Below are 26100 nucleotides of genomic sequence, written 5' to 3'. Positions count from 1 at the left end.
CTCGCGGGACCGCGCCTACGCCCTGGACGCCGCCGTGTTCAACGCGGCGTCCGCGACCGGCCCTCTCGTGGTGACCGTGGTGACCGGCCTGGCCTCGCCCGCGCCGGCCATGGCGGTCGTGGGCGCGGCGGCGGCGTGCGCGGCGGTGCTCGTCGCCCTGCTGCCCCACCGCCGCCGGCAGGACACGGAGGAGCGGCCGACGCTGCGGGGCGACCTCGTGGCGGGGCTCGCCGTCGTGTGGCGCACCCGGGAGCTCCGGGCGATCACCTCGGCCACCTGCCTGGCCTTCCTCGGCCTCGGCGGCCCTGGCGGTCGCCGCGTTCGCGCCTTCGGTGACCTGGGCGGTGCCGCTGTTCGCCCTCGCCGGGCTGTTCGACGGGCCGCTGCTGAGCGCCACGCTGCGCATCCGGGCGGACCACGCGCCGTCCCGGCTGCGGCCCCAGGTGTTCACACTGGGGGCGGGCCTGAAGATCACGGCAGCGGCCCGCGGGTCCGCCGTGGCCGGCCTGTCCGCCGGCCTGTCCGCCGGGCTGCCCGCGCCGCTCGTGCTGCTCGGGATCGCCGTCGTCCAGGTCGCCGCCGCGATCCTCTACGCGGTCGTCCGCTCCCCTCGTACGCGCGGCGCGGCTGCGGTGCCCGAGGCGTTCACGCCGTGAGCAGCTCGACGGCCGCCGGGGCGTTGGCGCGGGCCGCGCCGTACGTCGCGATGCGGGCCCCCGCGTCGGCCGCGTCCAGGCCGATGACGTCGCCGTTACATGCCGTCCATGGAGTGCCCTGACATGCCGCTCATCGAGTGGCCCGACATCTCGTCCATGGAGTGGCCCGGCACGTTCCCGTGCGCGTCGGTCACCCAGAACGTCCCGGCCATCCCCATGTCTGAATGGCTCTGTACGTGGCAGTGGTACATCCACATTCCGGGGCCGACGCGCTCGCCGGCGATCACCTGGAAGCCGAACGACTCGGCAGGTCCTGTGGTCTTGGTGTCGATGACCCGGCTCTGGTCCTGCGGGCCTTCCAGCAGGCCGGTGCGGTTGTCGGCCCAGCGGTGCGCGTGGATGTGGAACGTGTGGAAGAAGTTCCCGTGGGTGATCACGACGAACTCCACTCGCTCGCCGAGCTTGGCGGTGAAGTCGGGCGCCTGAGTGAGGTTGTTGGTCTTCATGTCGTTGAAGACGACGGTGAAGGTCTTGTCCGGCAGCACGTCGCCCGTCCGGCGTACCACCAGTGGCCCGTAGAGTCCGCGCAGGATGCCGCCCGTGCCGTGGTCGGTCCCCACGACGTGGTCGTGGTAGTGCCAGTAGCCCGCGCTGCCGGGTTCGATGGTGCCGTCCGGGCGACTGGTCTGGGCGTGGGTGCGCCAGGTGTAGACGTACCGGCCTCCCGGCTCCACCACGCTGTTGTTCATCCGCGTGCCGTCGCTGTTCGTTTCGTAGTCGACCCCGTGCACGTGCAGGCTGGCGGTCACGTCCGTGTTGTTGACCAGTTCGATCTCGAGGGTCTCGCCCTCGATCATCTCGATGAGGGGGCCGGGGATCGTGGGCTTGCCGGGCTCCAGGCCGTAAGCCAGCTGGCCGTCCGGCAGCTTCTCCGCGTAGAGGGTGATGCGGCGGAGGCCGCCCGGCTTGCCCGCGGTCTTGTCCGCCGGCGCCGCCTTGACCTGACTCGCCACGGCGAACGGCGCGATCGCGGCGGCGGCTGCCGCCGCGGTGGTGGTGAAGGCGCGCCGGGAGAACAGGCGTCGCGTCATATCAGTGCTTTTCTCGGTCATGGTTCCCCAATCGGTGACGGCGCTCGCCTGGGTGCGGCGAGCTGAGGGTCGTCCGTGATGCCGATGGCGAGTCGGCGGATACGACGTGGTGTTGGGATCTCGAGGCCGGCCTGCGGAGCGATGGGCATGCCGGTCCGGAGGAATTCGCTCGGGTAGAAGGGAACTTTCGAAGGCCAGGTCAGCCGCAGCTGATCGCGCTGTAGGTGGCCTCGTAGGACGAGGTGACCTGCTTGCCACCGATCGTCGCGGTCCCCTTCACGGTCACCTTGCCCGCGTCGATCTGTCCGGCCCGGGTGTTGAAGGACTGGTAGGCCTGCTTGCCCGGGGCCACGTCGGCCACGGTCTTGGAACCGTACGGAGTCGTCAACGTCATGGTCACCGGCACGTTGCCGTCGTTGACCGCCGTGACCGCGACGTACGTCGACGTGCCCACGCAGCGGGACGAGGCGGTAACGGTCAGCGGCACTTTCTCGCTCGCTTCGGTCACCGTGAACACCCCGGACATCCCTATATCGGAATAGCTCTGTACGTGGCAGTGGTACATCCACTTCCCGGGGCCGACGCGCTCGCCGGCGATCACCTGGAAGCCGAACGACTCGGCAGGTCCTGTGGTCTTGGTGTCGATGATCCGGCTCTGGTCCTGCGGGCTTTCCAGCAGGCCGGTGCGGTTGTCGGCCCAGCGGTGTCCGTGGATGTGGAACGTGTGGAAGAAGTTCCCGTGGGTGATCACGATGAACTCCACTCGCTCGCCGAGCTTGGCGGCGAAGTTGGGCGCCTGAGCGAGGTTGTTGGTCTTCATGTCGTTGAAGACGACGGTGAAGGTCTTGTCCGGCAGCACGTCACCCTTCCGGCGTACCACCAGTGGCCCGTAGAGTCCGCGCAGGATGCCGCCCGTGCCGTGGTCGGTCCCCACGACGTGGTCGTGGTAGTGCCAGTAGCCCGCGCTGCCGGGCTCGAAGGTGCCGCCCGGGCGGTCGGTCTGGGCGTGGGTGCGCCAGGTGTAGACGTACCGGCCTCCCGGCTCCACCACGCTGTTGTTCATCCGCGTGCCGTCGCTGTTCCATTCATAGTCGACCCCGTGCACGTGCAGGCTGGCGGTCACGTCCGTGTTGTTGACCAGTTCGATCTCGAGGGTCTCGCCCTCGATCATCTCGATGAGGGGGCCGGGGATCGTGGGCTTGCCGGGCTCCAGGCCGTAGCCCAGCTGGCCGTCCGGCAGCTTCTCCGCGTAGAGGGTGATGCGGCGGACGTCGCCCTGCGCGTTGGCCGGGTTGCCCGCGGTCTTCTCGGGCGATTCCGCGTTGACCTGACTCGCCACGACGAACGGCGCGATCGCGGCGGCTGTCGCCGCGGTGGCGGTGAAGGCGCGCCGGGAGAGCAGGCGTCGCGCCACGTCGCTGCTTTTCTCGGTCATGGTTCCCCAATCGGTGACGGCGCTCGCCTGGGTGCGGCGAGCTGAGGATGGTCCCTGATGCCGATGGCGAGTCGGCGGATACGACGTGGTGTTGGGATCTCGAGGTCGGCGTGCGCAGATGGGACGTGCCGGTCCGGAGGTATTTGCGCAGGCGAAAGGGCACTTTTGTCGATAGGTGAGGAGACTTTTGCTGGTTCTTCGATAAGTATGGTAACGAAGCGCACAACTTTTTCACGAGTCTGGACGAAGTGCCGCCTGACTGTTACTTTCCAGCCAAAGCGCCTGAGGAGTCGGCTACCAGCCTCGGAGGGATGCAGGACGTCACGGCACCACTGCCGTCACCGGAATGATCAACAGCGCAGGGACAAGGAGATCAACAAGGTCGGCGCCGCGTCCGACGTCGCAAGCCCGGTGACCACTGCGGCTGATCAGGTAGCTCTTCCGAAGGTTGCTGTTGTACCCCCCAGCAAAAGGAGCGGACGATGGGTCGAAGAGACCTCTTCGCACGGCCCCGACCACCGGCCTGGCGCCGCGCCGTGATCACAGTGTCAAGTGTCGCCCTGACCATGGGAATGGCGGCGCTACCCGCCGCGGCCGCGCCGACACCGGCCGACCCGGCCCCGGCCGGTCACAGCGAACATATGCAGGCCGCCGACGCCCCGGTCACCGTGTTGGTGTTCCACGGACCGGCGGCAAAGCAGGACGATCCGGTCGAGCAGGCCGCGGCGGCGGTCAAGGACCTGGGCAAGACCAACGGCTTCTCCGTCGACGTGTCCGAGGACCCGTCGGTCTTCACCTCTGAGAACCTGGCACGCTACCGCGGTGTGGTGTTTCTGTCGGCCAAGGGTGTGACGCTGAACGCCGCCCAAGAGGCCGCGTTCCAGACGTTCATCAGGGACGGAGGCGGTTTCGTCGGCGTCCACGATGCCGTGCGCGCACAGGCGGACTCCTCCTGGTTCACCGATCTGGTCGGCACTCGCCCCGCCGGCAGCATTCCCCCTGCCGAGAAGGTTGTCGAGATCAGGGTGAGCGGGGAGAACCCGCCGAGTGAGGCCAGGGCCCAGCTGATCGACGGCAACAACAACACCAAGTGGCTGACCCGCGCCAACACCGGGTGGGCCGAGGTGCGGCTGGAGAAGCCGGTCGTGGTCGCCCACTATGCGCTGACCTCGGCCAACGACTACCAGGGCCGTGACCCGAAGAACTGGACGCTGAAGGGCTCGCAGGACGGGCAGACCTGGGTCGACCTGGACAAGCGGACCAATGAGACCTTCCCGCAGCGGTTCCAGACCAAGGAATACAAGTTTGAGAACACCACGGCGTACCCGTGGTACAAGCTGGACATCACCGCGAACAGCGGTGAGCCGCTGATCCAGCTGGCCGAGCTGCGGCTGTTCGGCCCCACCGCCGGTCCTCCTCCGGAGACCGAGGTGCAGGAGGCGCAGGTGGACTTCACCGACCGCCAGCACCCGGCCAACGAGGGGCAGCCACTCACCGTCAAGCGGTCCGACCAGTGGATGAACTGGGCTCCCAACCCGCTCGGCAAGGTCCACACGGTCGCGCAGGTCGAGGAGCGGTTCTACAAGGCGGGCCTGAACGGCAATGGCCCGTTCCACCCGATCTCGTGGTGCCGTGACTACGACGGCGGCCGGTCGTTCTACACCGGCATGGGCGGCACCGAGGCGAGCTACACCAGCGACAAGCAGTTCCAGAGCCACCTCGGCGGCGCCATCAAGTGGGCGGCGGGTCTGGTCCGCGGCGACTGCCAGGCGACCATCGCGTCGAACTACGTGACCGAGCGGTTGACCACGACGAACAAGTCGGGTCAGCTCGACCAGATCGGCGAGCCCCACGGCCTGACCGTCGCACCCGACGGCAAGGTCTTCTACATCGGCAGGGCGGCCTGCCCGACCGGTCCGGTCGTGAGCTGGGACAACCCCAACGTCGGCCTCGGCTGTGGCACGATCCACCAGTGGGACCCGAAGACCAAGCAGGTCAAGCTGCTCACCACGCTCGCCGTGATGGGCAACCGCGGCAGCGGCGACGAGTTGGTCAAGAACGAGGAAGGCCTCCTCGGCATCGTGCCCGACCCCAAGTTCGAGCAGAACGGCTGGCTCTACGTCTACTGGATGCCGCACGAGTCGATCGACAGGGACAAGCGGATCGGCCAGCGGACGATCTCGCGGTTCACCTACGACTCCGCCACCCAGACGATCGACCAGAGCACTCGCAAGGACCTGCTGCACTGGGACACCCAGATCCACAGCTGCTGCCACGCGGGTGGCGGCATGGCCTTCGACAAGGAGGGCAACCTCTACGTCGGTTCCGGCGACAACAACTCCTCCGGCGGCGCCGGGGCGGGTTACGCCGGGAACAACTGGACCCAGGACTACAAGGGCCTGTCGTTCCAGGACGCCCGCCGCACCGCTGGTAACACCAACAACCTGGGCGGCAAGATCATCCGGATCCACCCGGAGCCGGACGGCACGTACACGATCCCCAAGGGCAACCTGTTCACGGGTGACGAAGAGGGCGGCGGCAAGACCCGCCCGGAGATCTACGTGATGGGCGTTCGCAACGTCTCGCGGATCCAGTTCGACAAGGTGAACAACTGGCTGACCGCCGGATGGGTCGGTCCGGACGCCGGTGTCCCGAGCGAGATCTGGGGCCCGGCGAAGTACGAGACCGGGACGATCATCACCTCGGCCGGCAACCAGGGCTGGCCGTACTGCATGGGCAACAAGCAGCCCTACCGTGACCGCAGCAACGTCGACGCCAGTCAGCCCGCCGGCTGGTACGACTGCGACAACCTGAAGAACGAGTCACCTCGCAACACCGGCCTGGTCGACATCCCGCCGGCCCGCAACAACATGATCTGGTTCTCGCCGCAGGGCGGCGGCCCGGTCTACCCGAAGCGGGACGACGGCAGCGGCCTGCCGACCTACAAGCTGGGCGACGAGACCCTCACCCAGCCCTACCTCAGCGGCGGCGGCCAGGCGATCATGTCCGGGCCGACCTACCACCGCTCCGAGGCCGACACCGACAGCGGTGTCGCGTGGCCGGCGTACTGGGAGAACAAGTGGTTCATCGGTGACGAGTCCAACTCCCAGAACCGGGTCGCCGTCACCGTTGACCCGAAGACGGTCAAGGACATGGCTCCGCCGGCCTTCGCCGAGGACGTGCGCAGCATCATCCAGCCCGGCGGCAGCGGCACCCAGCTCCAGGACTGGATGGACGCCAAGTTCGGCGCTGACGGCGCGCTCTACATGCTCGACTACGGCGGCGGCTTCTTCACGCTCAGCAGCAACCAGAAGCTGATCCGCATCAGCTACAAGGGCGGTCCGGCGACGCCGAACCCGAGCCAGGCCACGGCGCGGCCCGTCCGGGAGAGCGCGCCGAAGACAGTGGCGTTCTCCAACACGAAGGCCGGCGGCGTGAAGTGGGAGTGGGACTTCGGCGACGGCAGCAAGTCGACGGAGGCCAACCCGACGCACACCTACGCGAACCTCGGCAGCTACAAGGCGAAGCTGAAGGTCACCTACGCCAACGGTGAGGTGGCCACCGGGGAGATCGACGTCAACACCGGTTGCCCGGCGCCCGACTCCCGGCCCAACGTCATGCTGCTGGACACCGACACCGGCGTTGCCAACCGTGTGGCCGGCGGCGGCTGCACGATCAACGACCTGATCGACGACGAGCGCACCTGGTCGAACCAGAGTGACTTCGTGAGCCACCTCAACGATGTCGTGACCCAGCTCCGCAAGGACGGCGTCATCGACGACAAGGAGGCCTCCGCGATCAGCAAGGCGGCGGGCCAGTCCAACATCGGCAAGACCAAGGGCTACGAGACCATCTTCGATGGGACTCCGCAGTCCTTCCAGGGCTGGACCATGGCAGGGGCCGGACAGTTCAACCTGCAGCCGGACGGCACGATGCGCACGTCCGGCGGCATGGGAATGCTGGTCTACACGAAGAAGGCATACGCCGACTTCTCGGTGAGGCTGAAGTTCCGTGACATCGCGCCCGGGACGACTCGCGCCAACACCGGAGTCTTCGTTCGGTTCCCCGACACGAGGACCCCGCTGGACGACCGTCCCAGCACGAGCTGCGGGACGGTCGGGTCGGCCCGCACGGATCAGGCATGGGTCGGGGTCTACTGTGGCCACGAGATCCAGATCTACGACGGCGACACGGGCGAGGCCCAGAAGACCGGCTCGGTCTACAACTTCCAGCCGAACACGCTGGACAAGGCCAAGCCGACGCCGAAGAACGTGTGGAACGACTACGAGATCCGGGCAGTCGGACAGCACTACACGATCATCCGCAACGGCGTGGTGATCAACGAGTTCGACAACGTTCCGGGCAAGAAGTCGTCTCGCAGCGGTGACCCGGACACGGACCTGCGTCAGTTCATCAGCGGGTTCATCGGGCTGCAGAACCACAGCAACACCGACCTGGCCGAGTTCCGCAACGTCCGCGTGCGCGAGCTCTAGTTCGGTGATCCGGCGGTGCCGGGCACGGGGAGCGCACTCCCCGTGCCCGGCACCCCGGCCAGCCGACCTCAGCCGGGGCACAACGTCCGTCGGCCCGGGTCGCAGACTCACGAGAGGTACAGCGATAGATGCATATCGGATCTCTTACCGCCCTCTTCGGTAAATTACGGAAAGTAACCAAATCATCAGTCGCGGCGCGGCGTCTTGCCGTGGTGCTGCTGAGCGTTGCGCTGCCGGCGCTGTGGCTGTCGTCGGCCGGGGCCAGCGCCCAGTCTCAGGGGCAGCAGGTGCTGCAGGCCAGCCAGGCGGCGGCGCAGACGCTCGTCTGGACCACCGACGCCGACTTCACCCGCTACAAGTCCGCGCCGACCACGGCAACCGCCGGTCCCGCGACGATCATCTTCGAGAACAGCACAGCGACCGGCAACCAGTTCGGGATGTCGCACACCCTGACCTTCGACACCTCCACCCCCGGCTACAACCACGACGTCGCCGTCAACATCCTGGCCAGCCCCTTTGACGCCAACGGTGGCCGGTGGGAGGTTCAGGTGAACCTCACCCCAGGTAAGTACCGCTACTTCTGCGCGGTCCCCGGTCACGGCCAGATGTACGGCGAGTTCGTGGTCTCCCCCGGCACTCCCTCGGACACCACTCCGCCGACGGTGTCGGCGTCGGTGTCGGGTGAAAAGGACGCCGATGGCAACTACGTGGGTTCCGCCACGGCGACGATCTCGGCGATCGACACCGAGTCCGGTGTGGACAAGGTGGAGTACTCGCTCGACGGCGGGGAGTTCCAGACGTACTCGGCCCCGGTTTCGGTGAACCAGGTCGGCAAGCACACCGTGAGCTACCGGGCCACCGACAAGGCCGGCAACACCTCGGAGGCGGCCTCGGTGACGTTCACCGTGGTGGCCTCGCAGGAGAAGGACACCACCCCGCCTGAGGCGTCGGCTGCGGTGTCGGGAAAGAAGGACGCTGACGGCAACTACGAGGGTTCCGCCACGGTGACGATCTCCGCGACCGACACCGAGTCCGGGGTGGACACGGTGGAGTACTCGCTCGACGGTCAGCCGTTCGCGCTGTACACCAAGGCGCTCGTGGTCGACCAGCCGGGCAAGCACACCGTGAGCTACCGGGCCACCGACAAGGCCGGCAACACCTCCAACGTGGGGTCGGTGACCTTCACGGTCGCGAACTCGGGTCAGAAGGACACCACCCCGCCGACGGTGTCGGCGCAGGTGTCGGGCACCAAGGACGCTGACGGCAACTACGTGAGCTCCGCCACGGCGACGATCACGGCGACCGACACCGAGTCCGGTGTGGACAAGGTGGAGTACTCGCTCGACGGCGGTGCGTTCCAGGCCTACACGGCTCCGGTGTCGGTGAACCAGGTCGGCAAGCACACCGTGAGCTACCGGGCCACCGACAAGGCCGGCAACACCTCCGATACGGGGTCGGTGACCTTCACCGTGGTGGCGCCCAAGCAGGACGACACCACTCCGCCGACGGTGTCGGCGCAGCTCACCGGCAGCATGGACTGGGCCTGGAACTACGTGGGCTCCGCCAAGCTGACGATCACCGCGACCGACGCCGGCTCCGGCGTGGACACCATCGAGTACTCGCTCGACGGGCAGCCGTTCGCGCTGTACACGAAGGCGCTCGTGGTCGACCAGCCGGGGGCGCACACCGTGAGCTACCGGGCCACCGACAAGGCGGGCAACACCTCCAACGTCGCCACGGCCAAGTTCTCGGTCGTCGTGGCGCCGCCGACCGCCAAGACGCCGCTGACCGTTACCGCCTCGTCCCGCTGCGTGGGCACGTCGGCGTACGTCGCGGTCACGGCCGTCAACGACGGCGACGTGCCGGCGACCGTGGAGCTGACCACTCCGTACGGTTCCAAGACCGTGGCCGACGTGGCCCCGGGCAAGCAGGCGTACCAGTCCTTCAACGCGCGGACCGGACAGATCGGCGCGGGCAAGGTGACTGTGACGGGGACCTCGACGATCGATGGCAAGCAGGTCACCACGTCCTACGAGGCCACCTACACCGCGATCAGCTGCGGCTGACCGGGGCCGGCGGTGGCCACGGCGTACGCGTCGGGGGCACCGCCCTTACTTAGCCGTAGTGAACAGGGGGCGGCCGGCCGATCGGCCGGCCGCCCCCCATGCCTCCCATAAATGGAGCGATCGCATGAAAACCAAGAGAGCTGCCCAGATACTCGCCGTGTCGGTGCTCGGTGTCGCGCTCGCCGGTGTCGGCGTGGCCGGTCCCGCGGCGGCGGATGACGACCCGGGCAACGGTATCGACGTGTCGGTGAACATCGAGCCCATCCGCACTCCCGGTCAGCTGTCGATGACCGTGGCCGACAACAACGGAGTGGCCCTCACGGAGAACGGCTCGGATGCCGCCGCCCGTCAGTTCGTCGGCACCCTGCCGACGGTCACGGTGACCGACACCCGCCTGCCCGAGGAGATCCCCGCGGGCGAGTTCTGGGCGGTGGTCGGCCAGTCCAGCCAGTTCACCGCGACCGGCGACTCCGCCAAGACCATCGGCCCGGAGTACCTGGGATGGAAGCCGCGCCTGCTGAGCGACTCCTCCACCGGGGCGGTGTCGGCCGGTGAGCCGGTCTCCAGTGTCATCTCCGACGGCACCGGAGCCCCCACGGTGGGTCTGGAGGGCCAGGAGCTGCTCGCCTCGATCGCGAACTCCGCCGACGAGATCGGCACCTCCCAGGTCAACGCCGACCTCGCCCTGCGCACCCCGGTCGACGTCGCCGCCGGGGAGTACCACTCGACCCTGACGCTGTCGCTGTTCAACCAGTCCTGAGCCGCGGGCGGGACGCCGTCGCCCGCTGTGGATGTCCGGGACGTGTGCGAGTCTGGCACGCGTCCCGGACATCCACCCGCGATCGACGCCAACGACGGCTACCTGACCGCCAAGGGACCACCGCTCAGCAGCTCCACCGCGGCCCGCGCGTCAGCCCGCGGGCCGAGCGCCGCCCTGTACGGAGTGAACCCGGCCAGCGCCTACACGAGGTCGAGGGAAACCGGTGCTGCGCGGCGCGATCGTCGCGGCGCTCGACCGTGCCCGCGAAGAGGTCTTCTCCGACACGCTCTGACCGGATTCCCACCGCTTGAGTCCGCCGTGAGCGCATCCAGCCCGTGTCTAGCCGACCTTCGGGCCGCTGGCCGCCACTTTAATCTCAATCGAGAAAAAGTTATGCGGATCTCGACAGAACAGTCTTCACAGCTCACACAAAGTCGCGTAGCTTCCTGGCCAAGTCATCCAAACGGTAAAGGTGGGGCGGAGGAGGCGAACGGCACCAGCCGCGGCACGAACTCGCCGCGGTGGGGGCCGTCACCCCCGACCGTTTCGTCCGCTCCGAGGAGGCACCAGCGGCTCGCCGCGCCATCGGGGGATCAAGGTTCTTCACGCAGATGGACTTGGCAAGACATGGAGTTGGCACAACGATGAGTGCGTTCGAAGAAGAAAATGAGACCGGGCAGATGCTGCGCCGCAGGCTGGGGCTGAACCGGCGCCAGTTCCTCGCGGCCACGACGGGTGTCACGGCGGTGGCGGCCCTCTCGGCGACGGGCCTGCTCTCCTCGGCCGCCCACGCGAGCCTCGGCGAGGGCGGCGAGACGAAGGGTGACCAGCACGCGCTGATTCCGGCGGCCAAGCGAGGAATCATCCTCTACACCGTCCGCGACGTCATCGCGCGTAACCCGCTCGCGGACCCGAACCTGCCCGCCGGCTTCCGGCGCACGTTCGAGGAGCTGGGCAAGATCGGCTACGCGCAGGTCGAGTTCGCCGGCTACAGCCAGCACGCGAACGCCGAGGGCGGCGCGAACCTGGAGAGCGTGGCGGGCGCCCGCCTGCTGCGCGGATGGCTGGACGACAACGGCCTGCGCGCCCAGGGCAACCACGGCTTCATCCCCGGCTCCTGGCCGCTCTCCCAGGCCGACATCGACCGCTTCAAGCTCCACCTGGAGATCGCCAACATTCTCGGCATGGAGCACGTCGGCACCGGCTCCGACCCCACGGGCAGCGCCTACAAGGCCGACTGGGATGTCGCGGCGGACAAGTGGAACCAGCTCGGCGCCCTCGCCAAAGACGCCGGCCTCAAGCTGTACACGCACAACCACGACGTCGCCTACAGCTTCCTGCTCGACAGCGGGCCGCTCGACGGGCAGGGACGTCCGACCCGCTCCTCCGGCATCCGCAGGCTCGAGTACTTCCTGCAGATCACCGACCCCGCGCGGGTCCACCTGGAGATGGACATCTACTGGGCGCACGTGGCTCAGTACAAGTACAAGACCTTCACCGCGCCCGACGGGTCGACGCAAACCAACATCTTCGACCCGCTGGGGGTCGTGAAGAAGGCCGACGAGCGGTTCCCGCTGTTCCACGCCAAGGACGGCAAGATCAACACGGCGACCTCCGACGGCTACGAGATGGTGCCGTTCGGCACCGGCAACATCGACTACGCCGAGTTCTTCTCCGGGGGCCCGAAGAGGGGTCGCGTCAACCCGATGTACGAGCAGGACAACGCCCCGGGCAGCGCGAACAACCCCGGCCAGTCCCTCGAGTTCTCGGCGCTGAGCTACGCCAACATGTCGGCGCTTCGCAACAAGGTCCCGCTGACCGTTACCGCCTCGTCCCGCTGCGTGGGCACGTCGACGTACGTGGCGGTCACGGCGGTCAACGACGGCGACGTGCCGGTGACCGTGACGTTGACGACTCCGTACGGTTCCAAGACCGTGGCCGACGTGGCTCCGGGCAAGCAGGCGTACCAGTCGTTCAACGCGCGGGCCGGACAGATCGGCGCGGGCAAGGTGACCGTGACGGGGACCGCGACGATCGGTGGAAAGCAGGTCACCACGTCCTACGACGCCACGTACAACGCGATCAGCTGCGGCTGACCGGGCCCCGCCCCCCACAGATGGAGTAATCGCATGAAAACCAAGAGAGCTGCCCAGATACTCGCCGTGTCGGTGCTCGGTGTCGCGCTCGCCGGTGTCGGCGTGGCCGGTCCCGCGATGGCGGATGACGACCCGGGCAACGGCATCGACGTGTCGGTGAACATCGAGCCCATCCGCACTCCCGGTCAACTGTCGATGACCGTGGCCGACAACAACGGAGTGGCCCTCACGGAGAACGGCTCGGATGCCGCTGCCCGCCAGTTCACCGGCACCCTGCCGACGGTCACGGTGACCGACACCCGCCTGCCCGAGGAGATCCCCGCGGGCGAGTTCTGGGCGGTGGTCGGCCAGTCCAGCCAGTTCACCGCGACCGGCGACTCCGCCAAGACCATCGGCCCGGAGTACCTGGGATGGAAGCCGCGCCTGCTGAGCGACTCCTCCACCGGGGCGGTGTCGGCCGGTGAGCCGGTCTCCAGTGTCATCTCCGACGGCACCGGAGCCCCCACGGTGGGTCTGGAGGGCCAGGAGCTGCTCGCCTCGATCGCGAACTCCGCCGACGAGATCGGCACCTCCCAGGTCAACGCCGACCTCGCCCTGCGCACCCCGGTCGACGTCGCCGCCGGGGAGTACCACTCCACCCTGACGCTTTCACTGTTCAACCAGTCCTGAGCCGCGGGCGGGACGCCGTCGCCCGCTGTGGATGTCCGGGACGTGTGCGAGTCTGGCACGCGTCCCGGACATCCACCCGCGATCGACGCCAACGACGGCTACCTGACCGCCAAGGGACCACCGCTCAGCAGCTCCACCGCGGCCCGCGCGTTGGCGCGGGCGGCGCCGTACGTCGCGATGTAGGCCCTCGCGCCGGGCCGCCAGATCGGCAGGCCCATCTCCACCACGACGGCGTCCGGGCGGGCGGTGAGCAGCTCCGAGATCAGGTCGCGGCTGCTCTGGTGGCGGTGGGCGTCCTTGACGACCACGATCAGCGAGCGGTCCCTCGCCCGCCCGAGCAATGCCCCTGCGTCGGCCTTCTCCGGCCTGACCCGGACGATCTCGGCCTGCGGCAGCCACGGCGCGATTCCCCAGGGCACCTCGCCCACCGCGATCGTCGGCGGCGTGTCGATCTCGACCACGAACGGATCGGCCAGCGGTCCCGCCGAGCCCGTCAGCGACACGGCGCGGCGGGCGGCGTCCAGGCCGACGACGTCGCCCTCCGTCACCTCGCTGTTCTTCCCGGCGGATCCGTGCTCCCCGGCGAACCAGTCGCGCAGCCGTTCCACCCGCGTGGCGGCCTCCTCCAGCCGCTCCGCCGTGAGCCTGCCCTCGGCGACGGCGTCCACCATGTGATCCACGATGCTCCGGATGTCATCCGGCGTGGGCAGCGGCCCGAGGCACAGCATGTCGGCGCCCGCGGCCAGGGCCATCACCGCGCCCTCCGCGAGCCCCACGCTCCTGCTGATCGCGTGCATGTCGAGGGCGTCGGTGATCACGACGCCGTCGTAGCCCAGCTCGCGCCGCAGCAGCCGGGTCAGCGTCTCCCAGCTCAGTGTGGCGGGCAGCGTCCCGGTCAGGTCGGGGACCGCCACGTGCGCCGACATGATGGACTTCGCGCCGGCCTCGATCGCCGCGAGGAAGGGGACCAGTTCGCGCTCCCTCAGCAGGTCGAGCGAGGCGTCCACCAGCGGGATCTCCAGGTGGGAGTCCTGATGGGTGGCGCCGTGGCCGGGGAAGTGCTTGACGCAGGCGGCGATCCCCGCCGACTGCAGGCCGCGTACGGCGGCGACCGTGTGCCGTGCCACGAGGTCAGGCGACGAGCCGAACGACCGGGTGCCGATGATCGGGTTGTCGTCGGCGGTGTTGACGTCGGCCACCGGGCCCATGTCGAGGTTCACCCCGCACCGCGCCAGGTCCGCGGCCATCGCGTGGTAGACCCGCTCGGTCAGGGCCACGTCGTCCACCGCGCCGAGCGCCGCGTTGCCCGGGTAGGCGCTCCCGGTGTGGTAGGCCAGCCGGGTGACGTCACCGCCCTCCTCGTCCAGGGAGATGATCGGGCGTCCCGCCTCGTTCAGGCGGGCGCTGAGCGCGGCGACCTGCTCGCCGTCGGCGACGTTGAACCCGAAGAGACAGACGCCGCCCAGACCGTCCTCCAGGCCGCGCAGGACCCAATCCGGCGCGGTCGTGCCCTGGAACGAGATCAGCAGTGCGCCCGCCGCGAGCCGGTGCAGGCCCGGGTCGCCGGTACGCGGGGACGGTTCGGCGGCCCCCGGCAGGGGGTCGCGGGTGGCGGACATGGTGTCACGGCTCCTTAGGTGACAGTGGGTGTGAGGGCGCGCGGGCAGGGCCCGTACGGCCACCGGGTTGCGGTGGCCGTACGAGCGGCCGTACGAGGGTGGTGTTGCCGGTGGCGGTGTGGTTATCCCTTGACCGCGCCCGCGACGAGGCCGGAGACCATCCGCCGCTGGACCAGCAGGAAGAAGACGAGGACCGGGATGGTCATCAGGGTGGAGGCGGCCATGATGCCGCCCCAGTCGGTCGACCGCTGGCCGACGAAGAACTGCAGCGCGACCGGCATCGTGTACTTGCCCTGGTCGCCGATGAGGGTCAGAGCGTAGACGAACTCGTTCCAGGTGGTGATGAACGCGAAGATGCTGGTCGCGACGAGGCCGGGCGCGACGAGCGGGAACAGCACGCGCCAGAACGTGGTGAACCGGCCCGCGCCGTCGATCCAGGACGCCTCCTCCAGCTCCTTCGGCACGGCCGCGACGAACGTGCGCAGCATCCAGACGGAGAACGGCAGCGTCAGGCCGACGTTGATGACGATCAGGCCGAGCAGCTGGTCGTACAGGCCGAGCCGCTTGACCATGGTGAACAGCGGGATCAGCAGCGCCTCGGCCGGCACCATCTGCACGATCAGCAGCAGGATCAGGAACGAGGTGCGGAAACGGAAGCGGAACCTCGCCACAGCGGTCGCCGCGAGCAGCGCGAACACCGCGCCGAGCACGACGGCGCTGAGCGCCACGAGGGTGCTGTTGAACAGGTACTGCCAGACGGAGTGGCCGGCGACGCCCTTGGTGAAGACCCGCGAGACGTGGTCCATCGAGGGCGGGCTGGGGAACGGGATGAAGCTCGTGGTGAAGATCTGGTCGTTCGGCTTGAAGGCCGTGGTGACCATCCAGTAGACGGGGAAGACCGCGAAGAGGAACACCACGATCCCGGCCGCGTTCAGCGCGGCCCGTCCGAGCCTCCTGCGGGCGAGCGGGCTCATCGGATGTCGTCCTCCGTCTTCACGATCTGACGCACGTACACGAAGGTGATCAGCAGCAGGATCACGGTCAGGACGACCGCGATGGCGGCGCCCAGGCCCATCTTCGGCGGGCTGCTGAACGCCTCGGCGTAGCTCCACAGCGACAGGTTGAACGCGTCGCGGTTCACCGTGCCGCCGGCCAGCAGGTAGAGCTGCGTGAAGACCTTGAAGTCCCAGATGATCGACAACACGACGAGCACCGAGAACACCGGCTTGAGCAGCGGAAGCGTGATCCTCCTGAACGTGAGGACCGGGCCCGAGCCGTCCATCTTCGCCGCCTCGTACAGCTCGGAGGGGATGCTCTTGAGCCCCGCGAGCACCGACACCGCGATGAACGGGAACGACGCCCACACCACGGCCACGATCAGCACGAAGTAGAGCGTGAGCGTGTCGTTGAACCACGGGTGCCCGCTCCAGTCGGCGCGGCCGAACAGCAGGTTCGACAGCCAGTCGGGCAGGAGGTTCAACGTCCAGTTGACGATGCCGGCGTCGGAGTCGAACAGCCACTTCCACACGACCGCCTGAGCGGTGGGCGGGGTGGCCCAGGCGGCCATGATGCCGACGATCACGAAGGTCGACATCTTCGGGCCGAGCTTGTTGAGCAACAGGCCGACGAGGGTCCCGAGGACGAGCGTCAGCGCGACGGTCACAACGGCGAAGAGCACCGTGTTGCGCAGCGACGACCAGAACAGGTCCGAGTCGAGGATCTGCGAGTAGTTGTCCCAGCCGACGAACTCGGCGGGAGCGGGGTTGACGGCCTTGATCTGCCGGAGCCCGACCTTGTGGAAGGACATCTCGACCATCTGGTACAGCGGGTAGAGCAGCAGCACCGCGATGACCAGGAAGCCGGGCAGGAGCAGGACGTACGGGACGGTCTTCGGGGAGAGCCCCGTCCCGCGCGTCCGCTTGCGACTGCGCCGCGACGGGGCGGAGGTGTCGGCTCCGCCCCGGGCGAGGGTTGACGAGTGAGTCATGATCTACTGGTTGAGGATCGTCTCAAGCTCGGTGTTCGCGTCCGTCAGAGCCTGGTCGACGGCCTTCTTGCCCTCGATCACCTCACGCGCCGCGTTCTGCAGCACCGCCTTGGTGTCGTTGGCCTCCGCCCAGTTGGGGCTGGCCGGGAAGCCCTTGGCGACCTTGAAGGTGTCCGTGAACGGCTTCTGGGCGGGGTCACTGCCCATCTCCGCGAGCGCGTCGGGGTAGAGCGGGAGCAGGCCGCCCTCCTTGGCGTACCGGACGCCGAACTCCTTGCCCGCGGCGAGCTTGACGTACTCGAGGGCGAGCTCGGGGTTCTTGGCGTCCTTCCAGACGGCGATGTCGTTGCCGCCCTGGAAGGCCGGGGCCGGGCCGGAGCCGTCCTTGGCGGGCAGCGAGAAGAAGCCCATCTTCGACTCGTCGACCTTGCCCTTGCTCTGCTCCTTGATGGCGGCGATGTCCCAGCCGCCGGTGACGTACATGCCGACCTTGCCGGCGGCGAAGCGCTGGGCGATGTCCACGGAGTTCTGCGTCAGGCGGCCCTTGCCGGACACGCCGTCCTTGGCGACCAGGTCCGTGTAGAACTGGAAGCCCTCCTTGAAGGCCGGCTGGGTGAGCTGGCCCACCCACTTGCCGCCCTCGAACTTGGCGAAGTCACCGCCCGCCGACCAGACGAACGGCGACAGCGACATGTTCGCGTCGGAGCCGCCGTTGAAGGCGAAGCCGTCGACGTCCTTGCCCTGCTTGTCCACGATCTTCTTGGCCGCCGCGACCAGGTCGTCCCAGGTCTTGGGGACCTCGATGCCGAGCTTGTCGAACCAGTCCTTGCGGTACAGCACGGCGCGGGTGCCGCCGCCCCACGGCACGGCGTAGATCTTGCCGTCGATCGTCTCGTAGCTCCACAGGTTCTGCGGGATCTGCTGGAGCTCGGGGTCGCTCTTGGCGGCGTCGGTAATGTCCGCGAGCGCGTCCTGCGCCACCCAGGCGGCGACCTGGTCGTTGCCGAACTCGGTGACGTCCGGGCCCTCGCCGCCGGCGAGCGCGGTGGTCCACTTCTTCTGGGCGTCGGGCCAGGGGATCCACTGGACCTTCGCCTCGGCGCCCGTCTTCTCCTTGAACTTGGCGTTCAGGTCGTCCATGTATTTGGTGAAGACGTCGGTGGGGGCACCGAGTCGCCACACGGTAAGAGTCTGGCCTGCGAACTTGGGACCGTTCTCGGCGGCGGCGGCGGAGGACGACGGGGCCGTCGTGCTTCCGGAGTCGTCGCTCGAGCAAGCTGCGAGTCCCAGGGCCAGGGCAGCGGTCGCGGTGGTCGCGATCGCGATCTTCATGATCTTCACGATGGTTCTCTCCCTTCCCGGCTTCGCGTCGGGGGTGCGCCTCGTGGGGGGTGTCGGCGGGCCGCTCACCTGCCGGAAGGCGCTCTCCTTTCGGTCGGCGCTCTGGCGTCCCGAGGCTGATCGGTTGCCTCCGGGCTGGCTGGCGATAAACTAACAAGAAACTTTCTTATAAAAAAGACCGCGTTAGCGGATCGTGACGAGAGGGGAACCAGCCGGTGCCTCAACGACCGGGTACGCCTCGGCTGCTTCGGCAGATCAACGACCGCGCGGCATTGGAACTCCTCATCTCCAGAGGCCCGCTGACCAGGGCTGAGTTGGGAGAGCTTACCGGCCTGTCCAAGGTCACATCCGGCCAGCTCCTGGCCCGGCTGGAGACGCGCGGGCTGGTCACGGCCGCGGGGGAGCGACCCGGCGGGCGCGGCCCCAACGCCGCGCTGTACGGGGTCAACCCCTCCAGCGCGTACGTCGCCGGGCTGGAGGTGCTGCCGGACAGCGTGACGGCCGCCGTCGCCGACATCACCGGCACGGTCGTCGCGCAGGTGACCGTGGACCCGAGCGAGGCCCGCGATCCCGTGCGCATCGTCCACGAGGCCGTTCAGCGGGCCTGCGGGACGGCCGGGATAGAACTCACCCGGCTGCGCTGCTTCGTCATCGGCACGCGCGGCGTCGTCGATCCGCTCACCGGCGACGTGCGCTACTCGGTCGACCTGCCCACCTGGCACGTCGGCATCCTGGCCGGGCTGCGCACCCTGCTCGGCGAATGCGTGATCATCGAGAACGACGTCAACCTGGCGGCTCTCGCCGAGCAGACGTACGGCGCCGCGCGGGGCGCCGACGACTTCGTGATCCTGTGGACCGGCGTCGGCCAGGGCCTCGGCGTCATGCTCGGCGGTCGGCTGCACCGCGGCATCACCGGCGGCGCGGGCGAGATCGGCTGGCTGCCCGTCCCCGGGGAACCGCTGCCGAGCGCGGTCACCGCGCCGCAGACCGGCTCCTTCCAGCGCCTCGTCGGAGGAGAGGGGCTGTGGAACCTGGCCCGCGCGCACGGCGTCGCCGCGGCGGACCTGCTGGACACCGAGGTGGCCGACCTGGTCCGTACGGCGATCGACGCCGGCAACGAGGCCTTCGTCGAGGACCTGGCCGGGCGGCTCGCGGTCGGGGTCGCGGCGGTCTCCGTGGTCCTCGACCCGGGACTCGTCGTGCTCGGCGGTGACGTGGGCAGGGCCGGCGGCGTTCACCTTGCGGAGCGCGTCGAGGAGGCGGTGGCCCGGGTGTGCCCGAGCCGTCCCACGGTGATGGCGACCGGAGTGGAGGGCAATCCCGTTCTCATGGGTGCAATCGTCGCGGCACTGGACCGAGCGCGTGAAGAGGTCTTCTCGGACACCGTCTGACGATAGATTGCTCCTTATGTCCGACTCTCCTCGTGATCGCTCCGCCGCGCCCGGCCTCGCCGAAGGCCCGGTGCTCATCTCCGACCCTCGCGTGACCTCGATCGGCGTGAACGAGTGCGGGGAGAAGCTGAGCGACGTACGGGGGCGGCTGCGGGTGGACGGACGGCTCGCCGACCCCGCCGGGGCCTACGCCCACCTGCGTGAGGGGCTGCTCGCCCGTCTCGAGGAGGCCCAGGAGCGCCTGCCCGCCGGATGCAACCTGGTGGTGGTCGAGGGCTACCGCCCGCCGGCGCTGCAGACGAAGTATTTCGAGGAGTACAAGGACGAGTTGCGGGCGGCGTTCCCCCACATGTCGGGCGCGGAGCTGCACGTCGCCGCGAGCCGGTACGTCTCGCCGATCGAGGTGGCCCCGCACACGGCGGGCGCGGCCGTCGACCTCACGCTGTGCGACGACGACGGGGTGGAGCTCGATATGGGCACGGCGGTCAACGCCACCCCCGAGCAGAGCGGCGGCGCGTGCTACACCGCCGCCCCCGTGGAAGCCGAGGCGCGGCGCAACCGCGACGTCCTGCGCGCGGCCCTGGAGGCGGCCGGGCTGGTCAACTATCCGACCGAGTGGTGGCACTGGTCGTACGGCGATCGCTACTGGGCCATGACCCTCCGCGCCCCCGCCGCCATCTACGGCCCCGTCGAACTGTAGGAATCCATGCCCCCGCCGGCGCGTCCGCGGGGCGAGCGCGCCGCTCCGGGCCACGACCTGGTCGAGCATCACGGTGAGCGGGTGAGCGGCCTTACGCCGAGCGCGCGGGGGTCTGTGCCGGTTCTGGGGTGACCGGTGCCCGGGATGGGCGCGGCCCCGCCTGCTGAACGCCAACCTGGTCACGCGCGGATGCGCAGACCGCGGGGGGTGGGGTGGAACCCGGCGGCCTCCAGGGCATCCGCCAGGGGCGAGTCGGCGATCGCGGTGCCGTCGGCCCGCTCGACGGTGAGCTTGCCCAGGGCCCCCCGCTTCACCGCGACGGCCAGGGCCTGCACGGCCGGCCGCAGGTCCTCCTCGGGCCCGGACGAGAGCAGGGTCTTCCCGCCGCGCTCCACGTAGAGGATCAGCGCACCCTCCACCAGCACCACCAGCGCGCCGGCCTTGCGGCCCGGCTTGTGGGTCACGTCGTCCGTGCGGTCCGGCCAGGGCAGGGCCGCGCCGTAAGGGTTGGCCGGGTCGGTCGCCGCGAGCACGACCGCACGGCGGGGCGGCGGCGAGGCGGGGATCGACCACAGGTCCTCGGCCGGAGCGGGGCGCGTGGAGGACATGGCGCGCATGCGGTCGACCGCGCCCGGCAGGGCGAACTGGGCGCCGCCCAGACCCTCGACGAAGTAGCCCCGGCGGCACCGGCCGCTCTCCTCGAAGGCGCGCAGCACCTGGTAGACGGCGGAGAACCCGCCGGGCAGGCGCTCGGCCGCGATGCCGCCCCTCGTCAGCACGCCGTGCCGCTCCAGCAGGACTTCGGCCTGCGCGTGCGCCCGCTGGGTGGCGTCGGACGACGGCGAGGGCAGCAGCCACCACCGGCCGCTCACGGTCGGCGGGCCGCTTCTCGTCGGCAGCACCGCGCGGCGGCGCCTGGTCGCCGCAGGCCGGTGGGCGGGCCGCCCGGTGCCCAGCGTCGAGCGAAGCGGGGCGAGCGTGTCGCCGGTGACCCGGCCCGCCCAGACGAGGTCCCACAGGGCCGCCGCGAGTGTCGTGTCGTCCGGCACCGCGCTCGCACGCGCGACACCCGCCGCGCCGTCAGGCCCCATTGCGCCCTGACGGGCGAACGCGCCCGGGCCGGTGCCGGTGGGCTCGGTGGATGTCCCCGGCGTGGTGCCGCCTTCGTCCCCTTCGGGTCGTGCGGCGGTGCCGGGCTGGGCTGACTCCGCGGTGCCGGGCTGGGCGGCGGGCGTCCCGGTGGCACCGGTGACGCGGCCGAGGATTCTGGCCCGGCGGGCCGAGGCGGCGTCCGGGCCGGACAGGGGCGGCACCTGGTCGCCGAGCGCCGCCGCCGCGATCCGGTTGGACAACTCGCGGAAGAACAGCGCGCCGCCCCCGCTCAGGATCTCCAGGATCTGCTCGTGCAGCGGAGTCATGGTGATCTCAGACGGTGTGGGGAGCAGCAGGGGTGCGGTGTCGGCGAAGTAGAGACCGACCCACCCGTCGCCGCCGGGCAGGGAGCCCTGGCCCACCCATACGACCTCACCGGACGAGGTCAGCTCGTCGAGCAGGGCGGGGGAGTATCCGGGCACCCGCGCGGGGAGCACCAGCGACTCCAGCGCGGAAGCGGGGACGGCCGCTCCCTGCAACCGTTCGATCGCCGTGATCAGAGCGTCCATCGCCCGCGCCGAGCCGTGGCCCTCCTGCCGCACCGGACCCGCGTGCCACCCCTCCGGCCGCGTCGGATCCTCCCGCCATGCCGGGCGCTGCCCGCCGTAGCCGCTCTGTGCTTGCAGACCCCCCTGTGCTTGCAGACCCCTCTGTGCTTGCAGACCCCTCTGTGCTTCCAGGCCCCTCTGTGTCTCCTGGCCCATTTGTGCGCCGAAGCCGCCCTGCGTACCGAAGCCGCTATGGGCACCGGGCCCCGTCGGCCCGGTCCTGCCGCCGTTCCCGCCCGGTCCGCCGCCGGTCGGCGTGATGCTCTGCGGGACGATGCCGTGCCAGGCGGGCAGGAACGCCGCCAGCGTCTCCGGTGGGACCGGTTCGACCTCCTTGCGGAGCCGCGCCAGCGACCGGCGCCGCAGCAGCCGCAGCACCCCGGCGTCGCACCACTCCTCGCCCCGGCCCCCGGGGCGGAACTCGCCCGCGACCACCCTGCCCGCCGCCGCGAGACGGCGCAGCGCCTCGTCGACCACCGCGACGCCCACGCCGAAGCGCGCGGCGGCCGTGCCGGACGAGAACGGCCCGCGAGTGCGGGCGTGGCGTGCGACCAGGTCGCCGAGCGGATCGGGGGCGGCGGCCCGGCCCGGCCCGGCGGGCCCACCGGCGAGGGGCGCTTCGAGGAACTCGTGCGGGACGCCCACCGGCAACGGCACTCCGAGCGCGTCGCGCAGGCGCCAGGCGTCCTCCACCGCGGCCCATTGCTCGTGGCCCGCCACGCGTATCCGGATGGCCCGGCGCGCCCGTTCCAGGTCGGCGAGCCAGGCGGGGTCGCCCTCCCGGATCGAGACGTCCTGGGCGAGCAGCGGGCCGTGCGAGCGCAGCAGGTCGGCGAGGTCCTCGGCGTCGCGCAACGGCCTGTCCAGCCGCGTCAGCTCCCGCTCGGTCTCGGCGACGACATCCGGGTCGAGCAGCTCCCGCAGGTCGGCCTGCCCCATGAGCTCGGCGAGGAGCGCGGTGTCGAGGGCGAGCGCCTGCGCCCGCCGCTCGGCCAGCGGCGCGTCGCCCTCGTACATGAACGCGCCGATGTAGTTGAACAGCAGCGACGCCGCGAACGGGGACGCCTGGGAGGTCTCCACCTCGACCACCCGCACCCGGCGGGCGGCGACGTCGCGCATGAGCTCCACCAGGCCCGGCACGTCGAAGACGTCCTGCAGGCACTCGCGCATCGTCTCCAGCACCACCGGGAACCCGGCGTACTTGCTCGCGACGCCGAGCAGGTGGGCCGCCCGCTGGCGCTGCTGCCACAGGGGGCTGCGCCTGCCGGGCGAGCGGCGGGGCAGCAGGAGGGCGCGTCCGGCGCACTCCCGGAACCGGGAGGCGAACAGGGCGGAGCCGCCCAGCTCCTCCACGACGATCTGCTCGATCTCCTCGGCGTCGAACACCGCGACGTCGGTCGGCGCGTCCTCGAAGGTGTCGGGCACGCGCAGCACGATGCCGTCGTCGGAGTGGACGGCCTGGACGTCGACGCCATACCGCTCGCGCAGCCGTCGCCCGACGGCGAGCGCCCAGGGGGCGTGGACCCGCGCGCCGAAGGGGGAGTGGATCACTATGCGCCAGTCGCCCAGCTCGTCGCGGAACCGCTCGACCACGAGCGTGCGGTCGTCGGGCACGTAGCCCGTCGCCTCCCGCTGCTCGGTCAGGTAGGCGAGCAGGTTGCCGACGGCGTAGTCGTCGAGCCCCGCCGCGCGGATCCGCTCGCGCGCCGGCGCCGAGCCGCCCCGGCCGCCCGCCCCGGCGGCCGACAACTCGCGGAGGAACGCGCCGATCGCCCGGCCCAGCTCGGCGGGCCGGCCCGGCGCGTCTCCGTGCCAGAACGGCAGCTTGCCCGGCTGGCCGGGGGCGGGGGAGACCAGGACCCGGTCGGCGGTGATGTCCTCGATCCGCCACGAGGTGGCGCCCAGCACGAACACGTCGCCGACGCGGGACTCGTAGACCATCTCCTCGTCCAGCTCGCCCACGCGCGACGCCTTGTCGCCCACCAGGAACACGCCGAACAGCCCGCGGTCGGGGATGGTGCCCCCGTTGGTCACCGCCAGGCGCTGGGCACCGGGACGGCCCTGGAGGGTGCCCGTCACCCGGTCCCACACGATGCGCGGCCGTAGTTCCGCGAACTCCTCGCTCGGGTAGCGCCCGGCGAGCATGTCGAGCGTCGCCTCCAGCGCGCTGCGCGGCAGCGTGGCGTACGGCGCGGCCCGGCGCACCACCGCCTCCAGCGAGTCGACCGTCCACTCGTCGAGCGCGGTCATCGCGACGATCTGCTGGGCCAGCACGTCGAGGGGATTGCGCGGATAGCGGATCTCCTCGATCTGCCCCGTGCGCATACGCTCGGCCACGACGGCCGTCTGAACCAGGTCGCCCCGATATTTGGGGAAGATCACGCCTCGGGACACGGCCCCGACCTGGTGCCCGGCGCGGCCGATGCGCTGCAGGCCGCTCGCCACGCTGGGCGGCGCCTCGACACAGGCCACCAGGTCGACCGACCCCATGTCGATGCCCAGCTCCAGGCTGGAGGTGGCGACCACCGCGGGCAGGCGGCCCGACTTCAGCGCCTCCTCGATCTGGGACCGCTCCTCCTTGGAGACGGAGCCGTGATGCGCCCGCACCACCTCGGGGATCGCGCCTCCCGAGGCCCCCGCCTGGGCCATCATCTCCGACGGCATGGCCGCCGGGCCGGTCCGCCAGGCATCCGCGCGCTGGTCATCCGGCCATAGGGCGTCCGTCCGCCCGGTGCCCCTGTGCTCGGCGTCCGCGTGCTCGGCGTCCGCGTGCTCGGCGTCCGCGCGCCGGGCATCAGGTCCGTCGCGCCGGTCCGACCATTGCGCGTGCAACTCCTCGAAGGCGTCCGACCAGTGGGCCGGATCTCCCAGGCCCGGGCTCGGACCCTCGCCCCGCGCGGGAGCGGCCCGCCGTTCCCAGGCGAGCTCGTTGAGCCGGGTGCACAGGCGCTCCGACAGACGCCGGGAGTTGGCGAAGACGATCGTGGACCGATGGGCCTCGATCAGGTCGAGAAGGTGCTCCTCGACGTGCGGCCAGATGCTCCTGCGGTGCTCCGGCGACTCGCCGTCCGCGCCGGGCGGAGGCGGGGCCAGCTCGGTCATGTCCTCCACCGGGACCACGACGTCGACCTCGATGACCTTCTCCGAGGGCGGCTGCACGACCGTGGCCGGGCGGGACCCGCCGAGGAACGTCGCCACCTCCTCGGCCGGCCGTACGGTCGCCGACAGCCCGATGCGCTGGGCCGGAGCCGGCAACAGGGCGTCGAGCCGCTCCAGCGTCAGCGCGAGGTGAGCCCCGCGCTTGGTCCCGGCGACGGCGTGGACCTCGTCCACGATCACGGTTTCGACGCCGCGCAGCGCCTCGCGCGCCTGCGACGTGAGGATCAGGAACAGGGATTCGGGCGTCGTGATCAGGATGTCGGAGGGCCGGGCGGCGAAACGGCGTCGCTCCTCGGCCGCGGTGTCTCCGGAGCGGATCGCCACCGAGATGTCGGGGGCGGGCAGGCCCATCCGCAGCGCCGTCTGCCGGATGCCGGTGAGCGGGGCCCGCAGGTTCCGCTCGACGTCCACCGCGAGGGCCTTCAAGGGGGAGACGTACACGACCCGGCACGGCCGGGGCGGCTCCCCGTCATCCTTCCGGCCGCGTCGCGCGCCGCGACGGCCGCCGGGCTGCCCCGCCACAGATCCGCCGGGCAGCTCGCCCTGCCGCGCCGGGGCAGATCCGCTGAGCCGCTCGCCGGGCCGCACCCCGGACCCGCCGTCCCGCTCCTCCCGTGCCGCCACGTCTCCCGGCGAGGCCGGGCCCGCCGTGTGCTCGACGGCGAGGCGATCGATGGCCCACAGGAAGGCCGCGAGCGTCTTGCCTGATCCGGTGGGAGCGACCACGAGCGTGTTCTCGCCCCGCGCGATCGACGACCACGCGCCCTCCTGCGCGGCGGTCGGTGTCGCGAAGGCGCCGGTGAACCACTCCCTGGTCACCGGGCTGAAGCCGTCGATCGCACCCACCTGCCCATCATGCATCGCCCCACCGACAGAAAACGCCGCGCCGCCATCCCGTCACCAGGTGAGAGGCAAGTGCCGGGCAAGCCGGCCCAGG

The 26100-nt window shown here is 70.2% G+C and carries 16 protein-coding genes; 8 read left to right on the top strand and 8 right to left on the bottom strand.

Annotated features, from left to right (window positions below):
* Positions 1-15: 15 nt before the first annotated feature.
* Complete coding sequence (locus ACQEVJ_RS33235; protein WP_433107981.1) at positions 16-276, bottom strand: hypothetical protein; 261 nt, start codon at positions 274-276, stop codon at positions 16-18.
* A gap of 56 nt (positions 277-332) precedes the next feature.
* On the opposite strand from ACQEVJ_RS33235, the gene ACQEVJ_RS33230 reads away from it, so the two are divergent.
* Complete coding sequence (locus tag ACQEVJ_RS33230) at positions 333-656, top strand: hypothetical protein (RefSeq protein ID WP_433107979.1); 324 nt, start codon at positions 333-335, stop codon at positions 654-656.
* 95 nt (positions 657-751) lie between these two features.
* Here the strand turns inward: ACQEVJ_RS33230 and ACQEVJ_RS33225 are convergent, their stop codons facing one another.
* Both ACQEVJ_RS33225 and ACQEVJ_RS33220 read right to left on the bottom strand, forming a co-directional pair.
* Positions 752-1747, bottom strand: a complete 996-nt coding sequence (locus ACQEVJ_RS33225; protein ID WP_433107977.1) for a multicopper oxidase domain-containing protein — start codon at positions 1745-1747, stop codon at positions 752-754.
* Between the two features lie 199 nt (positions 1748-1946).
* Entirely contained in the window at positions 1947-3182 is a 1236-nt protein-coding gene (locus tag ACQEVJ_RS33220) for a multicopper oxidase domain-containing protein (RefSeq protein WP_433107975.1), read from the bottom strand.
* 482 nt (positions 3183-3664) lie between these two features.
* Between ACQEVJ_RS33220 and ACQEVJ_RS33215 the strand changes: the two genes are divergently transcribed.
* The 5 genes from ACQEVJ_RS33215 (at position 3665) to ACQEVJ_RS33195 (ending at position 13266) form a co-directional block, all read left to right on the top strand.
* A complete protein-coding gene (locus tag ACQEVJ_RS33215; protein ID WP_433107974.1) occupies positions 3665-7675 on the top strand; it encodes a ThuA domain-containing protein in 4011 nt (1336 codons plus the stop codon).
* Between the two features lie 212 nt (positions 7676-7887).
* Positions 7888-9741, top strand: a complete 1854-nt coding sequence (locus ACQEVJ_RS33210) for an OmpL47-type beta-barrel domain-containing protein (RefSeq protein ID WP_433107972.1) — start codon at positions 7888-7890, stop codon at positions 9739-9741.
* Positions 9742-9865: 124 nt separating this feature from the next.
* Positions 9866-10501 carry a hypothetical protein gene (locus ACQEVJ_RS33205; RefSeq protein WP_433107970.1) on the top strand — a complete coding sequence of 212 codons (636 nt, stop codon included), beginning with the start codon at positions 9866-9868 and terminating at the stop codon, positions 10499-10501.
* A 644-nt stretch (positions 10502-11145) separates the two neighbouring features.
* Positions 11146-12597, top strand: a complete 1452-nt coding sequence (locus ACQEVJ_RS33200) for a sugar phosphate isomerase/epimerase family protein (protein ID WP_433107968.1) — start codon at positions 11146-11148, stop codon at positions 12595-12597.
* A gap of 33 nt (positions 12598-12630) precedes the next feature.
* The gene (locus ACQEVJ_RS33195) at positions 12631-13266 is read left to right on the top strand and encodes a hypothetical protein (RefSeq protein WP_433107966.1); all 636 of its coding nucleotides are present in this window, start codon (positions 12631-12633) and stop codon (positions 13264-13266) included.
* 98 nt (positions 13267-13364) lie between these two features.
* On the opposite strand, the gene ACQEVJ_RS33190 is transcribed toward ACQEVJ_RS33195, so the two are convergent.
* The 4 genes from ACQEVJ_RS33190 to ACQEVJ_RS33175 form a co-directional block, all read right to left on the bottom strand.
* The gene (locus ACQEVJ_RS33190) at positions 13365-14885 is read right to left on the bottom strand and encodes a glycoside hydrolase family 3 protein (protein WP_433107964.1); all 1521 of its coding nucleotides are present in this window, start codon (positions 14883-14885) and stop codon (positions 13365-13367) included.
* Between the two features lie 122 nt (positions 14886-15007).
* Entirely contained in the window at positions 15008-15859 is an 852-nt protein-coding gene (locus ACQEVJ_RS33185; protein WP_433107962.1) for a carbohydrate ABC transporter permease, read from the bottom strand.
* Positions 15856-16872, bottom strand: a complete 1017-nt coding sequence (locus tag ACQEVJ_RS33180; protein WP_433107960.1) for a carbohydrate ABC transporter permease — start codon at positions 16870-16872, stop codon at positions 15856-15858. The genes ACQEVJ_RS33185 and ACQEVJ_RS33180 overlap by 4 nt, the downstream gene beginning before the upstream one ends.
* 3 nt (positions 16873-16875) lie before the next feature.
* Positions 16876-18204: a sugar ABC transporter substrate-binding protein gene (locus ACQEVJ_RS33175; RefSeq protein ID WP_433107958.1), complete on the bottom strand. Its 1329-nt coding sequence runs from the start codon at positions 18202-18204 to the stop codon at positions 16876-16878.
* A gap of 224 nt (positions 18205-18428) precedes the next feature.
* Here ACQEVJ_RS33175 and ACQEVJ_RS33170 point away from each other — a divergent pair, with 224 nt between their 5' ends.
* Both ACQEVJ_RS33170 and ACQEVJ_RS33165 read left to right on the top strand, forming a co-directional pair.
* Positions 18429-19604: an ROK family protein gene (locus tag ACQEVJ_RS33170; RefSeq protein WP_433107956.1), complete on the top strand. Its 1176-nt coding sequence runs from the start codon at positions 18429-18431 to the stop codon at positions 19602-19604.
* Between the two features lie 16 nt (positions 19605-19620).
* A complete protein-coding gene (locus ACQEVJ_RS33165; protein ID WP_433107954.1) occupies positions 19621-20304 on the top strand; it encodes a M15 family metallopeptidase in 684 nt (227 codons plus the stop codon).
* A 179-nt stretch (positions 20305-20483) separates the two neighbouring features.
* On the opposite strand, the gene ACQEVJ_RS33160 is transcribed toward ACQEVJ_RS33165, so the two are convergent.
* Entirely contained in the window at positions 20484-26024 is a 5541-nt protein-coding gene (locus tag ACQEVJ_RS33160; RefSeq protein ID WP_433107952.1) for an Lhr family helicase, read from the bottom strand.
* Positions 26025-26100 lie beyond the last annotated feature (76 nt).

It is taken from the genome of Microbispora sp. CA-102843 (assembly GCF_050936215.1).
Lineage (GTDB): Bacteria > Actinomycetota > Actinomycetes > Streptosporangiales > Streptosporangiaceae > Microbispora.
Note: the sequence above shows the minus strand (reverse complement) of the source record. Positions and strands in the feature narration are given on the sequence as shown.